Genomic DNA, 23,460 nt, shown 5'->3' with positions numbered 1-23,460 from the left:
ACTGGCAGAAGCGCATGATCTCGTTGTTGGACTTGCCCTTCGGGTCGAAGTCCGAGCCGCCCTTGCCGCCGCCCATCGGCAGCGTGGTGAGAGCGTTCTTGAAGATCTGCTCGAAGCCCAGGAACTTCAGCATGCCCAGATAAACCGTGGGGTTGAAGCGCAGGCCGCCCTTGTAGGGCCCGATTGCGGAGTTGTACTCGACGCGGAAGCCGCGATTGACCTGGACCTCGCCTTTGTCGTCAATCCACGGCACGCGGAATTGGATGATGCGCTCAGGCTCCACGATGCGCTCGAGGATCTTTGCCTTCTCGTACTCCGGATGAGCCTCGATGACCGGCTCAAGCGTGGTCATGACCTCGGTGACGGCCTGGATGAATTCCGGCTGATCGGGGTCCTTCGCCTTCACCTGGTCGATAATTCTCTGGACGTAACTCATGTAACCTCCTCAAGGTTAACTTGTTCCCAACCGCGGTCATTATACGTTTGCGCAATGGCTCCGTTACTTCTAATTAACATGATAGAAACAATGGTTGCCAGCAATCGCGTTTCTCCTCCATAAACGGTATTGCTGGCACCCCGTTGGGAAGGAGGCCAACGCCTTGAAGGGAGGGGCCGCCGCCGCTTGAATGGGCATACTCGCCCCATCGAGGGGTCTCTGTCGGAGAGGTTGGGATGCGCCGCATCGAGCGAGAGGGGCATCTACGGATTTAGAGCACCTCAGTGTATGATTGGGCGCTCACGCGACGCGAGTTGTAGTAACATTCATAGTCTGCGTTTTTTACCTCAGTTTTGCCACAGTATTTGTATATCGTGCCTGCAACGCGCGATGCGAAAGGACATGCTCGCATGGAAGCACTTGCATGGCTGCTCTCACTTATCCTGCAGCCTTGTTACGACATAAGCGGGAATTGGTGGATCGCCATTCTCCTGTTCACCGTCATCGTGAAGATCATCCTCATCCCGATGTCGCTTTGGTGCCAGAAGAACTCGATTGTCATGGTCCAGCTCATGCCCGCCTTGAATCGCCTGAAGGTGAAGTACTACGGCGATCGCGAGACGATCGGCGAGGAGCAAAATAAGCTCTACAAGGAACAGCATTACCACCCGATGCTCTCCCTGATTCCTCTCGCCGTGCAGATCATTATCCTGTTCGGCCTGGTCGATGTTATCCACACGATCACCGATGGCGGTGCGCCCGGCACGGAGTTCTTGGGCCAGATTCCCTTCGAAGACGGCGGTGCGGCGTGGATCATGCCGCTTTTCGCAGGGCTTTCCGCCATTATCATGGGCTTCGCGCAAAACCGCATCAACCCGCTGCAACGTGAGCAGTCGCGCGCGGAAAAGAACATGACGAACGGCCTGTCCATCGGCCTTTCGTTTGTCCTGGGCGTCTTCGTCGCCACGGGCATGGGCTTTTACTGGGTCTGCTCGAATTTGACCTCCATCGCTATCCAGGCGCTTGCGAACATTCTGGTGAAGCCGGCGAAATATATCGACTACGAAGACCTCGAGGCGAGTCGAGTTGAACTTGAAGAGCTCGAGAATTTTTCGGGTCCTAAGAAGAAGTGGTACGAGCGCGATCCGCTTGCCAAGCGCGAGAAGGCCGACTACAAGCGTTTCTTCAAGGTTGTCGGCAAGCACATTGTCTTCTATTCCGAGGGAAGCGGCTTTTACAAGTACTTCCAGGGAGCGATTGAGTGGTTGCTCGCTCACTCCGACGCCGATATCCACTATGTGACGAACGACCCCAACGACCAGGTGTTCAAGCTGGCGGAGGCCGAGCCGCGCTTGAAACCCTACTACATCGGGCAGCGCAAGATCATCACCCTCATGATGAAGATGGACGCCGACGTGGTCGTGTCCACGCTCGAGGACTTGGAAAACTACTACATCAAGCGCTCCTATATCCGCAAGGACATCGAGTACGTGTTCATGTTCCATCACATGACCTCGACCCACCTCACGCCGCAAAAGGGTGCATACGACCACTACGACACGGTGCTGTGCGCGGGTCCTCATCAGGTGCGCGAGCTGCGACGTGCCGAGGAGCTCTACGGCACCAAGCGAAAGAATCTCGTGGAATGCGGCTATGACCTGCTTGATCGCGAGATTGCGGAATACGAGCTCGCCGCCTCCGCCGTCGAGCGCGATCCGTCGCGACGCGACGTCGTGCTCATTGCGCCGTCGTGGCAGGAGGGCAATATCCTCGATTGCTGCATCGACGACATGTTGAAGAGCGTGCTCGGGCGCGGCATGCGCGTCATTGTGCGCCCGCATCCCGAATACACGAAGCGCTACGCGGCCAGGTGGAACGCCCTTTTGGCTCGCTGGGCCGACGTTCCCGAGTCCGATTTGTACTTCGAACATGACTTCAGCTCGAACAAGACCGTGTTCACCTCCGATATCCTCGTGACCGACTGGTCGTCGATCTTCTGCGAGTTCTGCTTCTCCACGCGCAAGCCCGCCATCTTCATCGATACACCCATGAAGGTGGGCAACCCCGACTGGAAGGAACTCGGCATCGAGCCGACCGACATTGCGCTGCGCAGTGAGGTCGGCGTGTCGATCAGCCCCGAGGATGCCTCCACGTTCGGCGACGTTGCCGAGGAGATGCTCGCGAAACGCTACGCATGGAGCGATCGCATCAATAAGGTGCTCGACAGCTTCATCTTCAACGTCGGGCATGGCGGGGAAGTGGCCGGGCGCTATCTGCTCGACCGCATGATCGACATCCAGGAGTCCAAGCGCAATGGTGGCGCATCCGACGATTCGCTCGCCGCGGAACAACGTGCGGCGGCCGATGCGCAAGAGACGGTACGCAGCGATGAAGAACCGCTCGGCGACGTCGGAGACAGTGCGACGCGAGGGGTGCATGCGAGGAAGGCGGGCCGTCATGAAGCGTAATCGTATTATTGTCGGCGCCTATGATGCGCTTTCATTTGTCCTGATCGCAGGTGTGCTTTCGCTCGCGTGGATAACGCCTGCCTACGCGTATGTCGACCCTTCGGTCATGACCTATACCATCCAGGCGCTTGCTGGTGTCGCGGTTGCACTCTCCGCCGTGCTCGGCGTGGCGCTTCGCCGCACGCGCAAGATGCTCTTCAAGATGTTGCACATCGACGAGAATGCCGGCAAGGTGGTCGAAGCACCTGTTCACAGGCTTGACAAGGATGGCAACCCTATCCTCTCTCCCGACGAGATCGCCACTCGTGCGCAGACGTCGAAGGGCGCCTCCCGAAAGGGCCGCCCTGCCGACGATTATCCTCGTGCGAAGTGGGGCGTGCGCGTGGTTTGTGCGCTCATCGTGTGCGCGTTCTTCTCGTTTACCCTGCTCGTGGTTCCGCCGTATGAAATTGTTGCTGGCGCAGGCGCCGACCTTGTCTTCGGGCTGTCCGATATCTGGCCGATCTTCGCGGTTGCAGGCGTTTTGGTTGCAGTCGTTCTCGCGCTTGGTGTGTCGCTTCTGCGCGGCAGGGCGTTCGATATCGTGCTGCTCTTTTTATTCGCGCTCGGCGTTGCCGCCTATGTTCAGGTGCTGCTGTTGAACTCGGAGCTGCCCACCGCAGACGGCAAGTCCGTGAACTGGGGCGATTATACGTCAACCATGTTGGTGAGCACTGTCGTGTGGATCGTCATCGTGGCGATTCCCCTTGTCGTGGGCCATTTGAAGACGAGCCTTGCGCGCGGTGGTGCGGTTGCGCTTTCCCTTGCGCTCATCATCGTGCAGGGGGTTGGCGTGGGCAGCCTGTTTGCGTCGGGTGCATTCGAGGCAGCAACGAAAGAGCCTGGTCAGGTGAACGTTGCCGACCTGCGCATGACCGAGGACGGCTTGTTCACCGTTTCCGAGAAAAGCAACGTCATCGTCTTCGTGCTCGACTTCACCGACACGAAGCAGATGTCCCAGATCATGCAGGAGCATCCGGAGGAATTCAACGACTGGACGGGGTTCACCTGGTACAACAATGTTGCGGGCTCCATGGTTCCCACGCGCTACGGCGTGCCGTTCCTCTTGACCGGCCAGCTTCCGCAGCAGGGTGAGCTCTTCTCGCAATACCTCGCTACGCGTTACGAGCGCAGCACGTATCTTGACGACATTCACAACGCCGGCTACAGCATGGGCATCTACACCGATACGTTCGGAACCGAATATTCGAGCGAGGATGTGCAGCGCCATGTGGCGGGGCTTACCATGAACTACCACCCCATGAACCAGGAGGAGTCCCCCTCGCTGCTCGATGAGCAGGGCACCCTCTTCACGTTGTGGAAGTGTGCGATGTACCGCGACTTGCCGTGGGCGTTCAAGCCGTATTTCTGGTTCTACACCGACGAGGTCAACAACGGTATGACGCTGCAGGTGGACAGCGACGATGGGGAAGCTCAGCAGAGCACGCTGTACACGATGAACGATGGCGCTTACTACGAGAAGCTCAAGACGACGAAGCTTTCCGCTACTGACGACGGCGAGACGGGCGCCTTCCGCTTCATCCACTTGCTTGGTGGTCACTATCCGTTTAATCTCGATGAGAACGGCAACGACATCGGCACGGACAACTCCGACGCGATTCGCCAGATCCGCGGCAGCCTGAAGATGCTCTCCGAGTACATTCGCCAGTTGAAGGACATGGGGCTCTACGACAACACCGCGATTCTCGTGACGAGCGACCACGGCGACTGGGGAATCTACGAGGATTGGGATTCCACGTCGAACGCGATCATGTTCTACAAGCCGGCGCAGTCGGCCGAGGCGGACGCGCAGCCGATCCAGACGGTGTCGACGCCGGTCGCGCACGTGAATGTGCAGCCGACGATTATCCAGGCAGTTGGCGGCGACTCGTCCAAGTATGGCGAGACGCTCGCGCAAGTGCCCTTCGACAACCGCGTGCGCCAGTTCTACACGACGACGAGTGACGGCAAGAACGACGTCTCCATCGTGGAGTACAACATCACCGGCTGGGCCACTGACTTCAGCAACTGGCACAAGACAGGAGCCATCTGGGACGCGCAGCAATAGCAGCCTCGGATGCGCGACAAGCACACCTTCGACGAGGGCCTTCAAAGCAAGGCCCTCGCTTGTGTTTGGCGCATATAATAGTCTGTAGCATAACTTGGGATTACTGCGAAGCTGGCCAGGCAGGTTTACGTGTTGTCTCGTTGTGGTGTGTCTCGCCCTGCGCTGATTTCCCGCACAGCCTTGTGGGTATAATTAAGAGCAAAAAATGATAGAATTCGACTTTCCTTTGAGAGTTCTATATCGTTGTAGGAGAAAAATGACGGTATATAAAGCTATTGATTTATTCGCTGGCATCGGTGGAATTCGCATGGGCTTTGACCAGGCGTTTGGTGATGATATAGAGACGGTTTTTGCAAGCGAATTTGACGAGCCTGCCTGCAAGACATACCGTGCAAACTTTAATGATGCTTTTGAAATCGCTGGCGATATTACGAAGATCGACGCTTCGGAAGTTCCCGACTTCGACATCTGCCTTGCAGGTTTTCCTTGCCAAGCCTTCAGTTTGGCAGGGCGTCGTAAAGGCTTCGATGACGACTATAAAGGCCGAGCACGCGGAACACTCTTTTTTGATACGTTGCGAATTTGCACCGACAGGCTCAACAAGCCGAAGGTTATCTTTTGCGAAAACGTGAAGGGTTTGCCTATCCACGATAAAGGGCGCACGTTCAAAACTATTTTGGGCGCATTGGAAGAAGACGGATACGTGCCTTTTTACAAGGTGCTTAATTCGAAGAATTTCGGAGTTCCTCAAAATCGTGAGCGCATTTATATCGTCGCGTTTAGGGAAGACATTGCTCCTCGTGAATTTATATTCCCTACGCATGCAGGTCGAAAAAAGGCGATTCGAGACATTATGGAGGAAGCTCCGATTAGCCCGAAGTACTACCTTTCGGACACCTATATGGAAACGCTTCGGCGACATCGGGCGCATCATGAAGCACTTGGTCATGGGTTTGGTTACGAGATTAGAGACCTTGATGACATTGCGGGTGCTATCGTTTGCGGCGGCATGGGTCGAGAGCGTAATTTGATTGTCGATCATCGCGAGCATTCTATGGTGCCCGTGACGCGTATCAAGGGACACATCAATACGGAAGACGTCCGAAAAATGACCCCCCGTGAATGGGCACGTTTGCAGGGTTTCCCAGACACCTACAAACTGACGCTGTCGGACACCCAACTTTACAAACAGTTTGGCAATTCTGTGACAGTGCCGGTTATCAAGGCCATTGCCGCAAGGATTAAGGAGGTGCTTGATGCTCAAGGGCAATAGAGGCGAGTGGAGCGAGGTTTACGCTTTCTTGCGTATTCTCGCCGACGGTGAGATCGAGCCGGCCGATGCAGATCTCAATGTGCTTAAAGACGAGCCTGCAATTCCAGTTGTCAGAATTATTAGGGAAGAGAAAAACTCTCCGCGCATCAGCTACTATGCTGGGGATTTGGTTCAGGCTAAGCTTGACAATGGCGAGGATGTCGCTCAGGTAGAAAGCCTAAAGGTTTCCAATGAGGCCGAAAGTCTCTACCGCGAGATAGTCTCCAGCCATACCAAGGGGGCCTTTGCTGTTCCGCTGACCGAGGAGTTTATGGACGAACTTGGGCTGCATACTCTTAAAGCTCCATCGAAAGATAAATCGGACATAGTGCTTCAAATCCACGATGCGCATACCGGCTTCAACCCGATTTGCGGGTGGAGCATCAAGTCGGAGCTTGGTAATCCCCCGACTCTGCTTAATGCGGGGGCAACTACGAATTTCGTCTTCAAGATTCACGGTTGCAACCAAGAAATCATGGAACGGGTCAATGCAATTAATACATCGACCAAACTTAAAGACCGCATCTCGTTATTAAGAGAAGAGTGCGAGCTCGTCTTCGAAAGCGTGGCTCATCTAACATTCGACCGTAATATGCGATTGATTGATAGTTTCTTCCCGCAGCTGATGGCGAATGCCGTATTGCGATATTACTCGGGCGACGGTGTAATGTGTTCGCAAATTGTTCAGGCAATGGAACATGAAGACGTTCTCGGTATGGGTTCGGGTATGTATGAGTACAAGTTCAAGAAGTTCCTCTGTGCGTCGGCATTAGGCATGACTCCTGCAAAGGAATGGAGTGGACGTGACGATGCAACAGGTGGCTATGTCATCGTTCGCGATGACGGCAAAGTTCTGGCATTTCATATTTACAACAGGGATATGTTTGAGGACTACTTGCTCGAAAGCACGAAGTTTGAGACGGCGTCAACCTCAAGGCATGGCTTCGGGAGCATTTACGAAGAAGAAGGTGAGTACTTCATCAATTTGAACTTGCAAATAAGGTTCCGTTAAACTCGTCTCTAATGAGAGGAAGGTCTAGGCTGCAAAAGGCGTTATGGGGAGGTTCCTATGAATGAGATCAAGTGTCCGCATTGTGGGACGGTGTTTCAGGTGGACGAATCGGGATTCGCGGACATCGTGAAGCAGGTGCGCGACGCGGAGTTCAATCGGGAAATCGAGCGGCGCGAGAAACTCTTCGCTGAACAGCGTGAACAGGCGGTGGCGCTGGCGGGCGAGAAGGTGCGCGGGGAGGCGCGCGACGAGATCGCTTCCCGCGATGCAGAAATCGCGAAGCTCACCCAAAGCCTTGGCGCCATCAAGCGCGAAAACGAAGCGGCTTCTCGTGCGGCGCAGGCTGAGCAGGTTGCGGTGCTCTCTAAAGTTACCGCAGGTAAAGACGCAGAAATTGCCGAACTTAAAGCAAAGCTCGCACGCCTTTCCGACGAGCGCGCATCCGACGCGCGCGTGACCGAAGCTGAGCATAAACGCGCCTTGGCAGACGCAACCGCCTCCCGTGATGCGAAGATCGCCGAACTCGCGCAGAAGCTCGAAGCCCAAAAGGCGACCTTCGCGACGGAGAAGGAGCTCGCCATTACGCAGGCGCGAACCCAGGTCGAGCGCGAGCGCGACGACCTTGCTGCCCAGGTGAAGCTCAAGGCCGCCGAAGGTGAGCAGAAGGTAAGCGCGCTGCGCGAGGAGATGGCGACCAAGCTTCGCGCAAAAGACGAGCTCATCGCATACAAGGAAGAGGAAATCGCCCGTTATAAGGAGATGAAGGCGCGCCTCTCGACGAAGATGGTTGGTGAGTCGCTCGAACAGCACTGCGAGATTGAATTCAACAAGATGCGCGCCGCCGCCTTCCCGAAGGCATATTTCGAGAAGGACAACGACGTGGTCGACGGCACGAAGGGCGACTTCGTGTTTCGCGAGGCGGACGACGAGGGTAACGAAGTCGTCTCCATCATGTTCGAGATGAAAAACGAGAGCGACGACAGCACCCACAAGCATAAAAACGAGGACTTCCTGAAAAAGCTCGACTCCGACCGCAAGAAGAAGAACTGCGAGTATGCGGTGCTCGTGACGATGCTCGAGCCCGAAAACGAGCTCTACAACGAGGGCATCGTCGACATGAGCTACCGCTACGATAAGATGTACGTTATCCGCCCGCAGTTCTTCATCCCGATTATCAGCATCCTGCGCAATGCGTCGCTTTCGGCGCTCTCCTACAAGGCCGAACTCGCCGAGGTGCGCAACCAAAACATCGACATCACGCATTTCGAGGAGCAGATGGAGGACTTCAAGACGAAGTTCGGGCGCAACTACGATATCGCGAGTCGCAAGTTTCAAACCGCCATCGAGGAGATCGATAAGACGATCACGCATCTGCAGAAAACCAAGGATGCGCTGCTGTCATCGGAGAACAACCTGCGTCTGGCGAACAACAAGGCACAAGACCTTACCATTAAGCGTTTGACCAGGAATAACCCCACGATGAAGGCAATGTTTGCGGAACTAGCCGAAGCGAAGGAGACGAAGTCGGCGGGTGATTTGGGCGACGGATTGCACAACGGGGCAGCGGCTGAAGGCGAAGCCGAGTAGCGCCGAGCCCGCGTCCTCTGGGTCGAAAGGCCTCATTTTTCTCAAATAGTACTTGGAACATATGTTCGTATTTGATAAACTTTGCGATATGAATGACATCATGCAAGATATGCCCTCCACCCATGCCGAAGGCGCGCCTCTTCTTACTGATGGCGTGCCTTCGCTTAATGCCGCGCAGCTCGAGGCTGTCACTACAACGGAGGGCTATGTGCGCGTCATCGCTGGCGCGGGAACGGGCAAGACGCGCGCCCTCACAGAACGCTTCGCGTATCTGGTGAACGACCTCGGCATCATGCCGGGGAACATCCTGTGCGTTACCTTCACTAATAAGGCTGCTAACGAGATGCGCCGCCGCATACGCGCGCTCACCGGTGATAACGACACGGGTTTCATCAACACCTTCCACGGATTCTGCGTGTCGGTGTTGCAAGAGGATTCGCACGCCGTTCAATACCCGAAGAGTTTTCTCGTGCTCGACAACTCCGATATCGACCAGATGCTGCAGATCATCTACGATGAGCGGGGGCTTACGCTGCGCGATATGACGTTCGGGGATGCGCGCGACATGATCGAGATCATAAAGCTCAAGGATCGGCCTGATTACTACCTTGACCTTCTCGCTATGCCGCTCGCCACGCTTCGCGAAAAGTACGAGCAGGCAACCAACGCGCGCGACATCATTTTTTACGGGTATCTGTATCAGGAGAAGAAGTGTTTCGGGTTCGACTACAACGACCTTATTGTCGTCGTGCTCTACATCTTCGAGCAGCACCCTGACATTCGGCTGAAATGGCAGAAGCGGCTGGAATACGTGATGGTCGATGAGTTTCAGGACATCGATAAGTTGCAGCACAATCTCATGAGCGTGCTTGCCGGCTACCATAAGAACCTCTTCGTCGTGGGCGACCCAGACCAGACCATCTACACCTGGCGCGGCGCTGACGTGCGCTTTCTCCTTGATTTCGATCGAGTGTTCCCCGACACGCGCACCATCATGATGCTCGAGAACTACCGTTCGACCCCCGAAGTTATCGCGGTGGCGAATTCGCTTATCGAGAAGAATCGCCAGCGCATCCCGAAGGATTTGCAGGCACGTCGCAGCCAGCACGGGCCCACGGTGTGGCATCATGCGAAAACCGCCGATGACGAGGCGAAGTGGATTGCCGAAGGGGTGCGCGCGCTCCATTCCGAGGGTATCGCCTACCGCGATATGGCGGTGCTCTACCGCGCGCATTACGCATCGCGCCCGGTGGAGGAAGCGTTTCTTGAGGCCGAAGTCCCACACGCGGTGTATTCGGGTGTGCCGTTTTACGGCCGCAAGGAAATTAAGGACTCGCTTGCTTACTTGCGGCTTATTGCCTACCAGGACGATCTTTCCTTCGCGCGTGTGGCAAACGTTCCCAAGCGCAATCTCGGCCAGCGACGCATGGCGTTTCTCAGGGATTTTGCGGAAGAGCACGCGTGCTCGCTTTTCCAGGCGCTCGAGCAGACGGTCGACGATGAGATATTCAAGCGCACCAAGGCGAAGCAGCTCGTGGCGCTTGTACACAAGTTCCGTGCATCGTTTGAAGGCAGGCCGGTGTCGGAGGTGCTTGCGGCTCTCATCAATGAAAGCGGCTATGAGCAGGCGCTTCGCACGGAGGGAAGCCAGGAGCGGCTTGATAACGTGGCGGAGCTCAAGCAGTCGATCTACGAGTTCGAGAACAATTGCGGGGAGGAGGTGACGCTCGGGCATTATCTCTCCCATGTGGCGCTGCTCACCAACGCTGACGCGGTTGACGATGCTCGGGACAAGGTGCGTCTGATGACCATCCATGCTGCCAAGGGTTTGGAATTCCCGCATGTGTTTTTGTGCTCGCTTTCCGAAGGCGTGCTCCCGTCGCGCAAGACGAAGACGATCGAGGGGATGGAAGAGGAGCGCAGGCTCGCGTTTGTCGCGGTGACTCGAGCGCGGGACGGGCTCTATCTTACCGAGGCCGAAGGTTTCTCGCACGAGGGCTCGCCGCGCTACCCTTCGCGCTTTCTGCTCGACATCGACCAGAGCGCTCTGCGGTTCTCGAATAAGCCGAGTGACGAGGATCTTTCCTCCGCACGGGCGGCATATGCTGCAAGCGACAAGTGGATGGAGGGGATGGCGGCGGACGCTCGCTTTTCGCCAGGCGATTGCGTGCGCCATAAGGTGTTCGGGCGGGGCGTTATCGAGAGCCTCGACGAGGTGAAGCGCGCCTACATCGTGCATTTCGACTCGCTCGATACGCCGCGAGCCATATCGCTTCGGGCGAAGCTCGACGCGCCCGATGCCTAGGGAAACGCTGAGTGTGTAGCGAATGGACACGCGGGGCCATTCCTCTTGCTCATTTGCTACACTCATGGGTATGGATGAAGTGAACGTGAAAGAAACCCAAGCCGAGAAGATTGCACGCATCAAGCGCGGGCTCGACGCTGTGCCGACCCTGCCTGGCGTGTACCTTTGGAAGGACAAGGACGGCCAGGTCATCTACGTAGGTAAGGCGAAGCAGCTGCGCGCCCGCATGCGCCAGTACGTGAACTTCCAGGACGATCGCGCGAAGATTCCGCTGCTCGTCGACCAGATCGACTCGTTCGAGTACATCGTCGTCGACAACGAGCACGAGTCGCTTGTCCTCGAGAAGAACCTGATCAACCAGTACGCTCCGTTCTTCAACGCCGACTTCAAGGACGACAAGTCCTACCCGTTCATCGCGCTCACGAAAGGCGATGTGTTCCCTGCCATCAAGTACACGCGCGAGAAGCACAAGCCCGACACGCGCTACTTCGGGCCCTACACTGATTCACGTGCAGCTCGCCGCATGGTGGACATCGCGCGTCGCGTCGTGCCCTTGTGCGCGACGTCGTGCGCCGATTGGCGCAACCTCTCGCGCCGCCTTGAGCGCGACCCGCTCGCACTGATGAAATCCGACGTGCGCCCTTGCTTTGACTGCCACGTGGGCCTCGGCCCCGGCGCATGCTGCGGGCGCATTACCCCCGAGGAGTATGCCGTAAACGTGCGCCGCATCGAGCGGTTCCTCTCAGGCCAGCATCGGGAATTCCTCGAGGAGCTTTCCTCCGAGATGGCCGACGCGGCGGCCGAGCTCGATTTCGAGCGCGCTGGGCGAATCAAGGCGCGCATCGACACCATCAACTCGCTTACCGACAAGCAGCATGCGGTGTCCGCACACAACCTGAACGCTGATGTTGTGGGCATATTCCGCGAGGAAACGGTTGCAGGTGCGCATGTTCTCATCATTCGCGAGGGGCGCATCATCAACTCCAACGAGTTCGTCTTGAACCGCGGGCGCGATGTCCCCGACCAGGACCTTCTCCACAATTTCCTCCTGCGCTACTACGACACGACCACCTCCATTCCCCATGAGGTCATCGTGCGCGAGCTGCCCGAGGACGAAGAGTCGATGGGGGGGTGGCTTACCGAGAAGCTTGCGAGTGCGCACGGGGCGAAGGTGCGTTTCACAGCGCCGCAGAAAGGGGAGAAGGCGGCGCTCGTCGACATGGCGGAGACGAATGCGAAGCACACGCTCATGCGTTACAAGGTGCGCACGAACTACGAGGACAAGCGCGTGAACGACGCGTTGCTGCAGCTCGAAAGCGCGCTTGCGCTCGACGCGCCGCCGATGCGCATCGAGTGCTTCGACATCTCGACGATCCACGGGTCCTATACGGTCGCGTCGATGGTCGTGTTCACAGCTGGCAAGCCCGACAAGAACCAGTACCGTCGCTTCAAGATTAAAACGCCCCTCGACGAGGCGAACGACTTCCTCTCGATGCAGGAGGTGATGAGTCGCCGCTACTGCGCTGAGCGCATGGTCGACGAGCGCTTCGGCAGCAAGCCCGACCTTATCATCCTCGACGGCGGCAAGCCGCAGCTTTCGGCTGTCATGGAGATGTTCGACCAGATGGGCATCGACGACATCGCCCTGTGCGGCTTGGCGAAGCGCGACGAGGAGCTCTTCGTTCCCTGGCAGGACACCGGGCCGGTCGTTCTGCCCTCGGGATCGGCGTCTCTCTACCTGGTGAAGCAGGTGCGCGACGAGGCGCATCGGTTCGCGATCACCTTCCACCGCGAGCTTCGCGGCAAGGGCATGACGGCAAGCATCTTGGACGAGGTCGCGGGCTTGGGGCCTGTTCGCAAGAAAGCCCTGCTCAAGCACTTCAAATCATTCAAGAACCTGAAGGCGGCGAGTTTGGCGGAAATCAAAGAGGCCCACGTGTTGCCCGACGAGGTCGCCGAGGAGCTCTACAAGGTGATCGAGCAGTATAATAGTGATCGAAAAGATGAGCTGGTCGTTGGCGGTGAATTGGAGGTCGCAAATCATGGACACACGGCATGAGTACAGCGAGGTGGTGCCCGAGGGCGATTGCGAGGATGTCGCCCGGAAGGCCTCCGACAAAGAGGGCATTGCGCTTGAGGATATGCCCGAGATCGTCATCGTCACGGGCATGAGCGGTGCCGGGCGCACCGAGGCGATGCACGTGTTCGAGGACCTGGGCTATTTCTGTGTCGACAACTTGCCGGCAAGCCTGATTGGGAACCTGCTCGCGCTCAACGGCATGCCCGGCCAGCCCGATGCCCGCCTCCGCCTTGCCGTTGTGTGCGATGCGCGCAACCGCGACTTCTTCCCCAACTTGAAAGGTGAGGTCGAAAAGCTCGAGCACGAAGGTATCGACGTATGCATCCTGTTCCTGGATGCCGCAGATGACAGGCTTGTTGCCCGCTATAAGTCCTCCCGCCGCCGCCATCCGCTGTGCACCGACGGCACCACCATCGCGCAGGGCATCGAGCGCGAACGCCAGATGCTCTACGACCTGCGCGAGATGGCGCACCACGTCGTCGACACCACCGACATGCTCCCGCAACAGCTGCGCGAGACCATTCGCTCCATCTTCGCGCGCGGAAACGAGCGTCGTGGTCTGACAGTCACGGTGTACTCGTTTGGGTTCAAGCACGGCGCCCCCACAGACGCCGACCTCGTCATGGACGTGCGCTTCCTCCCAAACCCCTACTACGACCCCGACCTGCGCTTCCTCACCGGGCTTGACGCGCCGGTGCGTGACTTTGTCATGTATCGCGAGGAGACTATCGAGTTCGTAAAGCGTTGGCGCGCACTGCTCGATTGCGTCATGCCCGGCTACGTTGCCGAAGGGAAGCAGCAACTCGCCATCGCCATCGGCTGCACGGGCGGGCAGCATCGAAGCGTTGCCATTGCCGAGTCGACGGGTGATTACCTCAAATCGAACGGTTATCGCGTTTCCGTTGCGCATCGCGACCTGAAGCTCGCGCCTCGTGCCGCCCAGGAGTAGCTGCCCATGAAAAAGAAGCGACCCTTCATCCAGGACCCGTCGGCGACCGCGGCCTTCGCGGCGCTGTGCGATGTGCCCTTGCCGCGCGCGGCTCGCGTTCCGCGTGGCGACAAGTTCCACGCCGTTGTCATCGGCGGCGGTACGGGCGCGCCGGTGTCCATTCGCACGCTGCTCTCGCTCGGTGTCGAGACGAGCGCCGTGGTTGCAATGGCCGACGATGGCGGCTCGACCGGCCTTCTGCGCGAGGAGGCGGACGTGACCCCGCCAGGTGACGTGCGCAAATGCATCCTCGCGATGGCGGCAGACCCGAAAGACCCGCTCACCCGCGCGTTCAAGTACCGTTTCCCCATCGCAAACAACCATTCGCTCGGGAACCTCATGTTGGTTGCGCTCGAGGATGCGTGTGGTTCCTTCCCCGAGGCAATCTCTGTGTGCGAGCGCATGCTCGACGCGCGCGGCCACGTGTATCCCTCGACGCTTACCCACGTCACGCTTGCCGCGAAGACGCGCGGCGGGGAACTGCTTGAGGGGCAGGCGGTCGCATGCCATTCCGACATCGCGCTTTCGCGGGTTATCCTTCGAGGTCAGGGCGCAATCGAGCCCTATGCCCCCGCGCTTGACGCCATTCGCAACGCCGATTTGATCGTGTTAGGCCCGGGCTCGCTTTTCACATCCATCATCCCGAACCTGCTCGTGCCGGGTATCGTCGATGCCATCCGCGAATCGAAGGGCGCCACGCTGTTCGTCTGCGGGCTGGCCGACGTGCAGGGCGAGACGTTGCACCTGAATGCCCGCGAGCACGTCGAGGCGCTGCTCGACCACGGTATGCGCGACCTTCTCGACTACGTGCTCGTGCATTCGTCCCAGCCGCTCGCGCCTGAGCAGGCAAGCTGTGCCTCCGCGCTGCCTTGCCCCCAGGAGTCCGCGGGCATCCAGCCCGTTGCGGTCACTTACGAGGACGTCATGGCGATCCAGGCGCAGGGTCCGCGCGTCATCGTTCGCGATTTGGTCGACCACAAGCGTCCGACCTGGCATGATCCGGCAGCTTTCCGAGAGGCGCTTTGGGGGGTGCTCAAGCTATGTCGTTCACGGCGGAAGTAAAAGACGAGCTCGCGCGCGTTTTGCCCGAATGCTCGCACTGCGGCAAGGCGACGCTCGCCGCGCTCGTACGCATCGAGGGGACGCTCTTCGTTTCCGGTCCCGGGCGCTATCGCGTGGAAATCGCCACGGATGTGCCGAGCGTTGCGCGCCTTGTGATCAAGCTTTTGCACGGCATCTACCAGCTGCGCACCGAGCTTACCGTGCGCCGCAGCGTGCTTCATAAGACGCCGAACTATCTGATCGAGGTCCCCGCGCAGCCGCATCTGTCGAAATCGCTGCTCGATTTGGGCGTCATCACCGAGGAGGGCGGCTTGGAAGTCGGCATTCGCCCCGATATCGTGGCGAAGCAGTGCTGTGCGGCCGCCTATGTGCGCGGAGCGTTTCTCGGCAGCGGCTTTATAGCGAACCCGCGCGGCGACTTCCATTTCGAGATCACGGTCGAGTCCGAGTCCCTCGCCGAGGGGCTTGTGGCCCTGCTCGCCGACAAGGGCATCAAGGCGCGCATCATGCAACGTCGCAGCTCATATATGGTGTACCTGAAGTCGGGAAACGCGATCCTCGAGTTCCTCGCTTTCGTCGGTGCGCATCAGTGCGCGCTGCGCCTCGAGCAAGAACGCGTCGTGAAAAGCGTCCGCAACGACGTGAATCGCATGACGAACGCCGAGATTGCGAACCAGGCGAAGTCGTCTTCCGCTGCGGTTGACCAGCTCTTCGCCATCCGCACCGTGCTCGAAGCGCATGGCATGGAAAACCTTCCGCCCGCGCTGCAGGAATTCATCCGCCTGCGCGTGAGCTTCCCCGATGCGAGCATCAAAGAGCTCGGCGAGCGCGCGAACCCGCCGCTCTCGAAATCGGCGGTCTACCATCGCATTCGGCGTATCGAGCAGCTCGCGAGCGAAGCCACAAACCGAAAAGGGTAGCGGCTCCGCAGGCAATTCGCCCGAAAATGACGCGCGTCCGCGCAAGGTAGGCTAGACTGATTCTGTGCGTCAAGGAAAGTAATCCTTCGAAAGGAGATTTGCATGGCAATCAAGGTAGGCATCAACGGTTTCGGTCGCATCGGGCGCCTGGCGTTCCGCGCGATGGTGAAAGATCCTGCGATCGAGGTTGTCGCCGTGAACGACTTGGGCGACATCCCCACGATGGCGCATCTGCTCAAGTACGATTCCGTTCATGGACGTGCCTTCGACACGGTTGAGGTCACCGAAGACGGCTTCGTGGCCGACGGCTACGCCGTGAAAGTTCTTTCCGAGCGCGACCCCAACAATCTTCCCTGGGGCGAGCTGGGCGTGGAGGTTGTCGTGGAGTCCACGGGCATCTTCAAGACCGGTGAGCTCGCGAGCGCCCATATCAAGGCTGGCGCGAAGAAGGTCGTCATCACCTGTCCGGCGAAGGGCGAAGACGCCACCATCGTCATGGGCGTGAACGACGGTGAATACGACGCCGAGAAGCACAACATTATCTCCAACGCGTCTTGCACGACCAACTGCCTCGCGCCGGTTGCGAAGGTTCTCATGGAGAACTTCGGCATCAAGCGCGGCTACATGAACACCATCCATTCCTACACCAACGACCAGAAGATCCTCGACCTTCCGCATAAGGACCTGCGCCGCGCCCGCGCCGCAGCCATGTCGATGATCCCGACCACGACGGGTGCCGCTCGCGCAGTCGCCCTCGTCCTTCCCGAGCTCAAGGGAAAGCTCGATGGCTTCGCCACGCGCGTCCCGACTCCCGACGGATCGATGGTCGACCTGACCGTCGAGCTCGATCGCGAGGTCACTGCCGAGGAAATCAACGCCGCGATGAAGAAGGCTGCCGAAGGCGAGCTTGCGGGCATCCTGGAATACACCGAGGACCCGATCGTGTCCATCGACATCGTGGGCAACGACCACTCTTCGATTTTCGACAGCGGGCTTACCATGGTCATGGGCGGCAAGTCCAACCTCGTGAAGGTCGTTTCTTGGTACGACAACGAGTGGGGTTATTCGAACCGCGTGAAGGACCTGGTGAAGATTCTTCTGTAATCGGAATCACGCATTACCGGGCGGCTTCTTGCCGCCCGTTTCTTTGTTGTTGATAGGAGACCAATGGCATCAATCAAAACGATCGACGAACTTGATGCGCGCGACAAGCGCGTGCTCGTGCGCGTCGATTTCAACGTCCCCGTGTCCGATGGCGTCGTGACTGACGACACGCGCATCAAAGCGGCGCTGCCGACCATCGAGAAGCTTGTCGGCGATGGCGCGCGCGTCGTCCTCATGAGCCACCTCGGCCGCCCCTCGGGCGAGGGCTTCGAGGAGAAGTTCTCGCTTCGCCCGGCTGCTCTTCGCCTGGCGGAGCTCCTCGGCAAGCCGGTTGCGTTCGCGAGCGATACGGTTGGCGAGGACGCGCAAACGAAGGCGGCTGCCCTTCGCGCGGGCGACGTGCTGCTGCTCGAGAACCTGCGCTTCGACAAGCGCGAGAAGAAAAACGACCCCGCCTTTTGCGAGGAGCTCGCCAAGCTCGGTGACGCCTACGTCAACGACGCGTTCGGCACGGCGCATCGCGCGCATGCATCCACCGCGGGAGTCGCTGCGCTTCTGCCGGCGTATGCGGGCTACCTCATGCAGCGCGAGGTGTCCACGCTCACGGGCATGCTCGAGAATCCGAAGCGCCCCTTCGTCGCCATCCTCGGCGGCTCGAAAGTCTCCGACAAGATTAAGGTAATCGATGCCCTTATCGACAAGTGCGAAACGCTTGTCATCGGCGGCGGCATGTGCTTCACGTTCCTTCTGGCCGAAGGCAAACAGGTAGGCACCTCACTTAAGGAAGACGAGTGGGTGGCGCGCGCCGGCGAGATGATGGAGAAGGCGAAGGCGAGTGGTTGCGAGCTGCTGCTTCCTGTCGACGTCGTGTGCGCCGACAAGTTTGCCGAGGACGCGAACACGCTGACCTGCTCGGTCGACGAGATTCCCGCTGACATGATGGGTCTCGACATCGGGCCCGAGACCGCCAAGCTCTACGCCGAGGCCATCGCTGGCGCGCAGACGGTCTTCTGGAACGGCCCCATGGGCGTGTTCGAGATGGATGCCTTCGCTGCGGGCACGAAGGCGGTGGCGCTTGCCGTCGCTGCCAACAAGGAGGCAGACACGGTCATCGGCGGCGGCGATTCGGTCGCTGCGGTCAACAAGTTCGACCTTGCCGACCAGATGACCTTCATCTCGACCGGCGGCGGCGCGAGCATGGAACTCGTGCAGGGAGAGGCGCTTCCCGGCGTCGAAGCTCTGCGTTAAACTGCCGATATGCAAAGAGGGGAGGCGGCAAGGCGTGCGAGGTGCGCTTGCGTCTCCCCGTTCTTTTTCTGCGGAAAGGACAAGTCATGGCAAGAAAACCAATGATGGCCGGCAACTGGAAGATGAACAATGCCATCGGTGAGGCGGTCGTGCTCACCCAGGAAATCTCCAATAACTGGTGGAAGGACTGGGGGGACAAAGTAGACATCGTCATCTGCCCGCCGTTCATCGACTTGAAGCCGGTGAAGACGGTGCTCGAGTTCGATAAGACGAAGATCTTCGTTGGCGCGCAAAACGTCTACTGGGAGGACGCGGGCGCTTACACTGGCGAAGTCTCCGTCCGCATGATCCGCGAGTGCGGCTGTGAGTACTGCATCGTCGGCCATTCGGAGCGCCGCGGGCTTTTCGGCGAGACGAACGAGGACGTTAACAAGAAGGTGCGCGCGCTTGTGGCTGGGCGCCTGAAGCCGATCGTGTGTGTGGGCGAGTCGCTTGCCGTCCGCGATGAGGGTACGACGAATGAGTACGTATGTGCCCAGGTGAAGGCCGCGTTTGCGGGTGTTGATGCGGAAGACGCCGCGAAGTGCGTCGTGGCATACGAGCCCATCTGGGCTATCGGCACCGGCCGCACGGCGACGCCCGAGCAGGCTGAAGAGGTGTGCGCGGCTATTCGTGCGCAGCTCGCTGTTCTCTTCGGCGAGGAAACGGCTCAGGCCATGCGCATCCTCTACGGAGGCTCCATGAACCCCGGCAATGTCGACGCGCTTGTGGCCGAGCCCGATATCGACGGTGGACTCATCGGCGGCGCAAGCCTGAAGTGCGATTCCTTCATCCAGCTCGTGAAGGCGGTCATGCAGTAATGGGTGCTCTCGATTCGTCTGCACGCGAGGGCCTTGCGCTTCCTGTGTGCCTTGTCATTATGGATGGCTTCGGGCTTGCGCCTGCAGGTCCCGGCAATGCCATCTCGCTTGCGAGCACGCCGTTTCTCGACGAGCTTTTCGCTGGCGAGTGCACGCGCCTTCAGGCGTCGGGTGAGGCCGTCGGTCTGCCCGAGGGTCAGATGGGCAACTCCGAGGTCGGCCACTTGAACATCGGGGCGGGGCGCGTTGTCCATCAGGAACTCACGCGCATCGATCGCGCCTGCCGTACGGGGTCCATCGATGAGAACGAGGTCATCAACGAGTGCCTCGATTCGTCGAAGGAGCCGGGCCGTGCGCTGCATGTCATGGGGCTTCTCTCCGATGGCGGCGTGCATTCGAGCAATGAACATCTCTTCGCGATTCTCGAGCATGCGGTCACGCGCGGGCTTCGGGATATCCGCGTGCATTGCTTCCTCGATGGGCGCGATGTGCCGCCTTCGAGCGGCGAGGGCTATGTTGCCGAGCTCGAGCAGCTCATCGTCTCGAGGGGATGGGAAAACAAGGTTCGCATTGCGTCGATTTCCGGGCGCTATTTCGCGATGGATCGCGATAAGCGTTGGGATCGCGTGCGGAAGGCGTGGGAGGCGATTGTTTGCGCGACACCTTCCGTTGACCGCGGAGCTTGCGACGTAGTGGCGGATTCATCTACAGAAGGCGTTACCGACGAATTTGTGGTTCCGTGTGCTCTGGATTCACGCGGAGTTCGCGACGGCGACGGCGTGATCTTCTTCAATTTCAGGCCCGATCGGGCGCGAGAATTGACGCGTGCGTTCGTCGATCCTGCATTCAACGGGTTCGAGCGATCGGTATTCCCGCAGGTGAATTTCGTGTGCTTGACCGAATACGACCCCGATATCCCCGCACCTGTGGCATTCCCGAAGGAGTTTCCTGACAATGTCTTTGCCGATGTGCTTGCGACGCAGGGGCTTCGCCAGTACCACATCGCGGAGACTGAGAAGTACGCGCATGTCACCTTCTTCCTGAACGGCGGCCGCGAGGAACCTAAGGCGGGGGAGGAGCGCCAGCTTGTCGCCAGCCCCAAGGTTGCGACCTACGATTTGCAGCCCGAGATGAGCGAGCCTGAGGTTGCGCGCGATTTGGCGCAGGCGATCGACGCCGGTGAGGCGGACGTGTATATCGTAAACTTCGCGAACTGCGACATGGTGGGGCACACGGGCGTTATCCCCGCTGCGGTTGCCGCTGTTGAGGCGGTCGATGCGGGTGTTGCGCAGGTGCTCGCTGCTGTGAAGCGGGCTGGGGGTGTCGCCTTCGTCACTGCCGACCACGGCAACGCCGACAAGATGCTTGCCGAGGACGGCTCTCCCCATACCGCGCACACGACAGCGCCGGTGCCGTTCGCGCTTGCCGATTTCTCGGGGCGCGGGCTTCGCCTTTCGGGGGAGGAGGGCGCGCTTTGCGATATCGCTCCGACGATGCTGACGGCAATGGGCGTCGAAGTACCCCATGAGATGACGGGGAAGAGCCTGCTCGCCTAAATTATCGAATGGATTTTGCGGACGATTCGTGTAGGGGGCTTCCCTGGCCAGGATTTGGCGGGGAAGCCCTTGTCTCGTTATGTCGTTTCCCGTATAATCTATAACTTGCGTATGGTTGCGTGCGATGCGCTACAGATAGAAACCGAGTAACGAAAAGAGTAACGTTTTGAATCCATTGCTCATCCTCATGCTGATTCTGCTGGTCATCTCCGGCGTTGGCTTGATCATCTTCATCTTGCTGCATTCTGGCAAGGGCACCGGCATCTCCGATATGATCGCCAGTTCGGTGTATTCCACGCAGACGGGTACGAGCATCGTCGAGAAGAACCTTGATCGCATCACGATCATCTTCGCGATTATTTTCATCGTGTCCCTTCTCGTGCTGATGGTGATTTATCCTCAGGGATCGATTTCCCGATAAGGAGTGTCTCCCCTTAATCTTAAAAAATATGAGATTAGGGGTTGCGCAAAGAGGTAGAAAGGCGTAATATACTACCTCGCGACGCGGACATGGCTCAGCTGGTAGAGCACCACCTTGCCAAGGTGGGGGTCGCGGGTTCGAACCCCGTTGTCCGCTCCATGTGATCTCACAGCCTAGATTAATATCTAGGCTGTTTATATGCGGACATGGCTCAGCTGGTAGAGCACCACCTTGCCAAGGTGGGGGTCGCGGGTTCGAACCCCGTTGTCCGCTCCAGAATCTCCAACGACCCGGTCACTCGACCGGGTCGTTTTTTTGGCATAAACAACTTTTGCGAAACTCGAGAATCCAGGTATCATGAGCTCACGCCAATCATAAGCAGGTTCTTGTTTTGGATAGTGGGAGACTGATTATGCCAGTGTGGAAAGTTTCACCCGATGAATGCAGGGCGCTCGACCTTAGCAATCCTGATGAGCTGTTACGATATGCCAAGAAGCTTATTGGCCATTCATTTCGGGAGGTTCTCGCGCTTGGTATAACGCCTGATGCCACCTCATCTAAAGATTATGGTAATGTCAAATTCAAAGGCGGAATGGGCACGCTTATTGAAGAACGTTACTTCGGTTATAAGGCGAATAGTGACGAGCATCCTGATTTCCCAGATGCTGGTGTTGAGCTGAAGGCAACTTGCTATGATGTTAAAAAGGATGGTGAGTTGTCAGCTGGCGAGCGTCTTTCAATTACCAACATTCATTACGACGAACGTATCGAAGCTGAGCTTGATAATTCGGGCGTTTGGCATAAAGCTTCCTTGATACTTCTCATTTATTATGAACGCAATCGTTCAATCGAAAAGCTCGACCAGAAAATCAGTTACGTGGTTATGTTCACGCCGTCTGATGTCGACTGGGCTATCATCAAGCAGGATTACGAGTTAATTCAAAAGATGGTGATGGACGGCGAGGCGGACATGCTCAGCGAAAGCCTCACTCGCTATCTTGGTGCATGTACCAAAGGTTCGACTGCCACAAAGTCCTGGGTGAACCAATATCGGAACCCTGGCCGGCAGGCGAAGCAGCGAAACTTCTGCTTCAAGCGTCAGTACATGGACTACGTGTTGCACCATTACATTATGAGCGAGCCAGAAGTTGCCGAGAGCATCGTCGAAGACGCTTCCTTGTTGAGCGAACAGACCTTTGACGAATACGTACTGTCCGTAATCAATGCTCATGCTGGCAAAACTGACAAACAGCTATGCGAGATGCTTGGACTTGACTATACGGGGAACAAGGCGCAATGGGTTTCGATTACGTACAGGCTGCTTGGATTGCACAGCGAGAACGCGCGGGAGTTTGAGAAAGCAGGCATAAGCGTTCGAACTGTTAGGGTGAGACCGCAGGGAGGAATTAAAGAGAGCCTGTCACTCGATACGTTCGACTTTGTTGAGCTCCTCGAAGAAGAGGATTGGGAGCACTCGGACCTATTCACGTATTTTAACGAGACGAGATTCCTCTTCGTTGTCTTCCAACAGGTTGATGGAGAGATGATGTTACGTGGTGCTCGTTTTTGGAGCATGCCGATCGCTGACCTTGAAGGACCGTTGCACGATGTTTGGGATAAGACGAGGGAAGTCATCGCTGATGGCGTCGAGCTTGTGCAAACAAGGCAGAAGAACGGCAAGATAGCCGTTAAGAACAATCTGCCTGGCAAGCAAGACAATCCTGTTGCACATGTTCGCCCGCATACGGGTAAAAGCGCGTATCGCTTTATGGATGGCTCCGAAATAGGGGATGTTGAGAAACATGCTTCACCGCTGCCAGATGGGCGATGGATGACAACACAGAGCTTCTGGCTGAATAACGACTACGTGTACGGCATCGTTGAGTTAGTGGGCAATGATGACTGCGGCGGTGAGAAAGGTTAGTGCTTTTTATCCGCCTGTCCCATAATCGGATCTTCACATATGGATGTTGATCGGTTACAATAACGTCCGC

At 58.0% G+C, this 23,460-nt stretch carries 17 protein-coding genes and 2 tRNA genes; 18 read left to right on the top strand and 1 reads right to left on the bottom strand.

Translation table 11 applies throughout. From position 1 onward, the window contains the following. The coding region (locus Q0G85_RS03945) for a Glu/Leu/Phe/Val dehydrogenase dimerization domain-containing protein (protein ID WP_297154926.1) at positions 1 to 436 on the bottom strand (436 nt) is incomplete at its 3' end. A 410-nt stretch (positions 437 to 846) separates the two neighbouring features. Here Q0G85_RS03945 and yidC point away from each other — a divergent pair. The 18 genes from yidC (at position 847) to Q0G85_RS03855 (ending at position 23,390) form a co-directional block, all read left to right on the top strand. Then, positions 847 to 2,904: a membrane protein insertase YidC gene (yidC, locus tag Q0G85_RS03940; RefSeq protein ID WP_297154924.1), complete on the top strand. Its 2,058-nt coding sequence runs from the start codon at positions 847 to 849 to the stop codon at positions 2,902 to 2,904. Then, positions 2,894 to 5,011 carry a sulfatase-like hydrolase/transferase gene (locus tag Q0G85_RS03935; protein ID WP_297154923.1) on the top strand — a complete coding sequence of 706 codons (2,118 nt, stop codon included), beginning with the start codon at positions 2,894 to 2,896 and terminating at the stop codon, positions 5,009 to 5,011. The genes yidC and Q0G85_RS03935 overlap by 11 nt, the downstream gene beginning before the upstream one ends. Before the next feature lie 205 nt (positions 5,012 to 5,216). Next, positions 5,217 to 6,284 carry a DNA (cytosine-5-)-methyltransferase gene (dcm, locus tag Q0G85_RS03930; RefSeq protein ID WP_367116863.1) on the top strand — a complete coding sequence of 356 codons (1,068 nt, stop codon included), beginning with the start codon at positions 5,217 to 5,219 and terminating at the stop codon, positions 6,282 to 6,284. Then, a complete protein-coding gene (locus tag Q0G85_RS03925) occupies positions 6,268 to 7,335 on the top strand; it encodes an HpaII family restriction endonuclease (RefSeq protein ID WP_297154919.1) in 1,068 nt (355 codons plus the stop codon). Before dcm ends, Q0G85_RS03925 begins: the two co-directional genes overlap by 17 nt. A gap of 57 nt (positions 7,336 to 7,392) precedes the next feature. Continuing rightward, positions 7,393 to 8,922 (top strand): DUF2130 domain-containing protein, encoded by a 1,530-nt coding sequence (locus tag Q0G85_RS03920; RefSeq protein WP_297154917.1) that lies wholly within the window; start codon positions 7,393 to 7,395, stop codon positions 8,920 to 8,922. Positions 8,923 to 9,010: 88 nt separating this feature from the next. After that, positions 9,011 to 11,227, top strand: coding sequence for an ATP-dependent helicase (locus Q0G85_RS03915; protein WP_297154915.1), 2,217 nt, complete (start codon positions 9,011 to 9,013; stop codon positions 11,225 to 11,227). Positions 11,228 to 11,291: 64 nt separating this feature from the next. Continuing rightward, positions 11,292 to 13,286 carry an excinuclease ABC subunit UvrC gene (gene uvrC, locus Q0G85_RS03910; RefSeq protein ID WP_297154913.1) on the top strand — a complete coding sequence of 665 codons (1,995 nt, stop codon included), beginning with the start codon at positions 11,292 to 11,294 and terminating at the stop codon, positions 13,284 to 13,286. Positions 13,287 to 13,368: 82 nt separating this feature from the next. Continuing rightward, a complete protein-coding gene (gene rapZ, locus Q0G85_RS03905; protein WP_297154928.1) occupies positions 13,369 to 14,256 on the top strand; it encodes an RNase adapter RapZ in 888 nt (295 codons plus the stop codon). Between the two features lie 6 nt (positions 14,257 to 14,262). Further along, the gene (gene yvcK / locus Q0G85_RS03900) at positions 14,263 to 15,357 is read left to right on the top strand and encodes a gluconeogenesis factor YvcK family protein (RefSeq protein WP_297154911.1); all 1,095 of its coding nucleotides are present in this window, start codon (positions 14,263 to 14,265) and stop codon (positions 15,355 to 15,357) included. Continuing rightward, positions 15,336 to 16,277, top strand: coding sequence for a DNA-binding protein WhiA (gene whiA, locus Q0G85_RS03895; protein ID WP_297154909.1), 942 nt, complete (start codon positions 15,336 to 15,338; stop codon positions 16,275 to 16,277). The genes yvcK and whiA overlap by 22 nt, the downstream gene beginning before the upstream one ends. A 102-nt stretch (positions 16,278 to 16,379) precedes the next feature. After that, complete coding sequence (gap, locus tag Q0G85_RS03890) at positions 16,380 to 17,381, top strand: type I glyceraldehyde-3-phosphate dehydrogenase (RefSeq protein WP_158049275.1); 1,002 nt, start codon at positions 16,380 to 16,382, stop codon at positions 17,379 to 17,381. 63 nt (positions 17,382 to 17,444) lie between these two features. Beyond that, on the top strand, positions 17,445 to 18,629 hold the full coding sequence (pgk, locus tag Q0G85_RS03885; RefSeq protein WP_297154906.1) for a phosphoglycerate kinase: 1,185 nt from the start codon (positions 17,445 to 17,447) through the stop codon (positions 18,627 to 18,629). Between the two features lie 86 nt (positions 18,630 to 18,715). Then, on the top strand, positions 18,716 to 19,489 hold the full coding sequence (gene tpiA, locus Q0G85_RS03880; RefSeq protein ID WP_297154904.1) for a triose-phosphate isomerase: 774 nt from the start codon (positions 18,716 to 18,718) through the stop codon (positions 19,487 to 19,489). Next, positions 19,489 to 21,045: a 2,3-bisphosphoglycerate-independent phosphoglycerate mutase gene (gene gpmI / locus Q0G85_RS03875; protein ID WP_297154902.1), complete on the top strand. Its 1,557-nt coding sequence runs from the start codon at positions 19,489 to 19,491 to the stop codon at positions 21,043 to 21,045. Before tpiA ends, gpmI begins: the two co-directional genes overlap by 1 nt. A gap of 166 nt (positions 21,046 to 21,211) precedes the next feature. Beyond that, entirely contained in the window at positions 21,212 to 21,466 is a 255-nt protein-coding gene (gene secG / locus Q0G85_RS03870; protein ID WP_297154900.1) for a preprotein translocase subunit SecG, read from the top strand. Between the two features lie 83 nt (positions 21,467 to 21,549). Next, positions 21,550 to 21,625: transfer RNA gene (locus tag Q0G85_RS03865), tRNA-Gly, on the top strand. Between the two features lie 41 nt (positions 21,626 to 21,666). Next, positions 21,667 to 21,742, top strand: a tRNA-Gly gene (locus Q0G85_RS03860). Between the two features lie 136 nt (positions 21,743 to 21,878). Further along, complete coding sequence (locus tag Q0G85_RS03855; protein WP_297154898.1) at positions 21,879 to 23,390, top strand: Sau3AI family type II restriction endonuclease; 1,512 nt, start codon at positions 21,879 to 21,881, stop codon at positions 23,388 to 23,390. The last annotated feature ends 70 nt before the right edge of the window (positions 23,391 to 23,460 follow it).

Source organism: uncultured Ellagibacter sp., from assembly GCF_934617235.1.
GTDB lineage: Bacteria > Actinomycetota > Coriobacteriia > Coriobacteriales > Eggerthellaceae > Ellagibacter.
The sequence above is the reverse complement of the archived record's forward strand: the minus strand, read 5'-3'. Positions and strand labels throughout refer to the sequence as shown.

Coding starts and splice junctions, on each gene's coding strand:
- yidC (WP_297154924.1), top strand. CDS start 847: ATGGAAGCACTTGCATGGCTGCTCTCACTTATCCTGCAGCCTTGTTAC.
- Q0G85_RS03935 (WP_297154923.1), top strand. CDS start 2,894: ATGAAGCGTAATCGTATTATTGTCGGCGCCTATGATGCGCTTTCATTT.
- dcm (WP_367116863.1), top strand. CDS start 5,217: ATGATAGAATTCGACTTTCCTTTGAGAGTTCTATATCGTTGTAGGAGA.
- Q0G85_RS03925 (WP_297154919.1), top strand. CDS start 6,268: ATGCTCAAGGGCAATAGAGGCGAGTGGAGCGAGGTTTACGCTTTCTTG.
- Q0G85_RS03920 (WP_297154917.1), top strand. CDS start 7,393: ATGAATGAGATCAAGTGTCCGCATTGTGGGACGGTGTTTCAGGTGGAC.
- Q0G85_RS03915 (WP_297154915.1), top strand. CDS start 9,011: ATGAATGACATCATGCAAGATATGCCCTCCACCCATGCCGAAGGCGCG.
- uvrC (WP_297154913.1), top strand. CDS start 11,292: ATGGGTATGGATGAAGTGAACGTGAAAGAAACCCAAGCCGAGAAGATT.
- rapZ (WP_297154928.1), top strand. CDS start 13,369: ATGCCCGAGATCGTCATCGTCACGGGCATGAGCGGTGCCGGGCGCACC.
- yvcK (WP_297154911.1), top strand. CDS start 14,263: ATGAAAAAGAAGCGACCCTTCATCCAGGACCCGTCGGCGACCGCGGCC.
- whiA (WP_297154909.1), top strand. CDS start 15,336: ATGTCGTTCACGGCGGAAGTAAAAGACGAGCTCGCGCGCGTTTTGCCC.
- gap (WP_158049275.1), top strand. CDS start 16,380: ATGGCAATCAAGGTAGGCATCAACGGTTTCGGTCGCATCGGGCGCCTG.
- pgk (WP_297154906.1), top strand. CDS start 17,445: ATGGCATCAATCAAAACGATCGACGAACTTGATGCGCGCGACAAGCGC.
- tpiA (WP_297154904.1), top strand. CDS start 18,716: ATGGCAAGAAAACCAATGATGGCCGGCAACTGGAAGATGAACAATGCC.
- gpmI (WP_297154902.1), top strand. CDS start 19,489: ATGGGTGCTCTCGATTCGTCTGCACGCGAGGGCCTTGCGCTTCCTGTG.
- Q0G85_RS03855 (WP_297154898.1), top strand. CDS start 21,879: ATGCCAGTGTGGAAAGTTTCACCCGATGAATGCAGGGCGCTCGACCTT.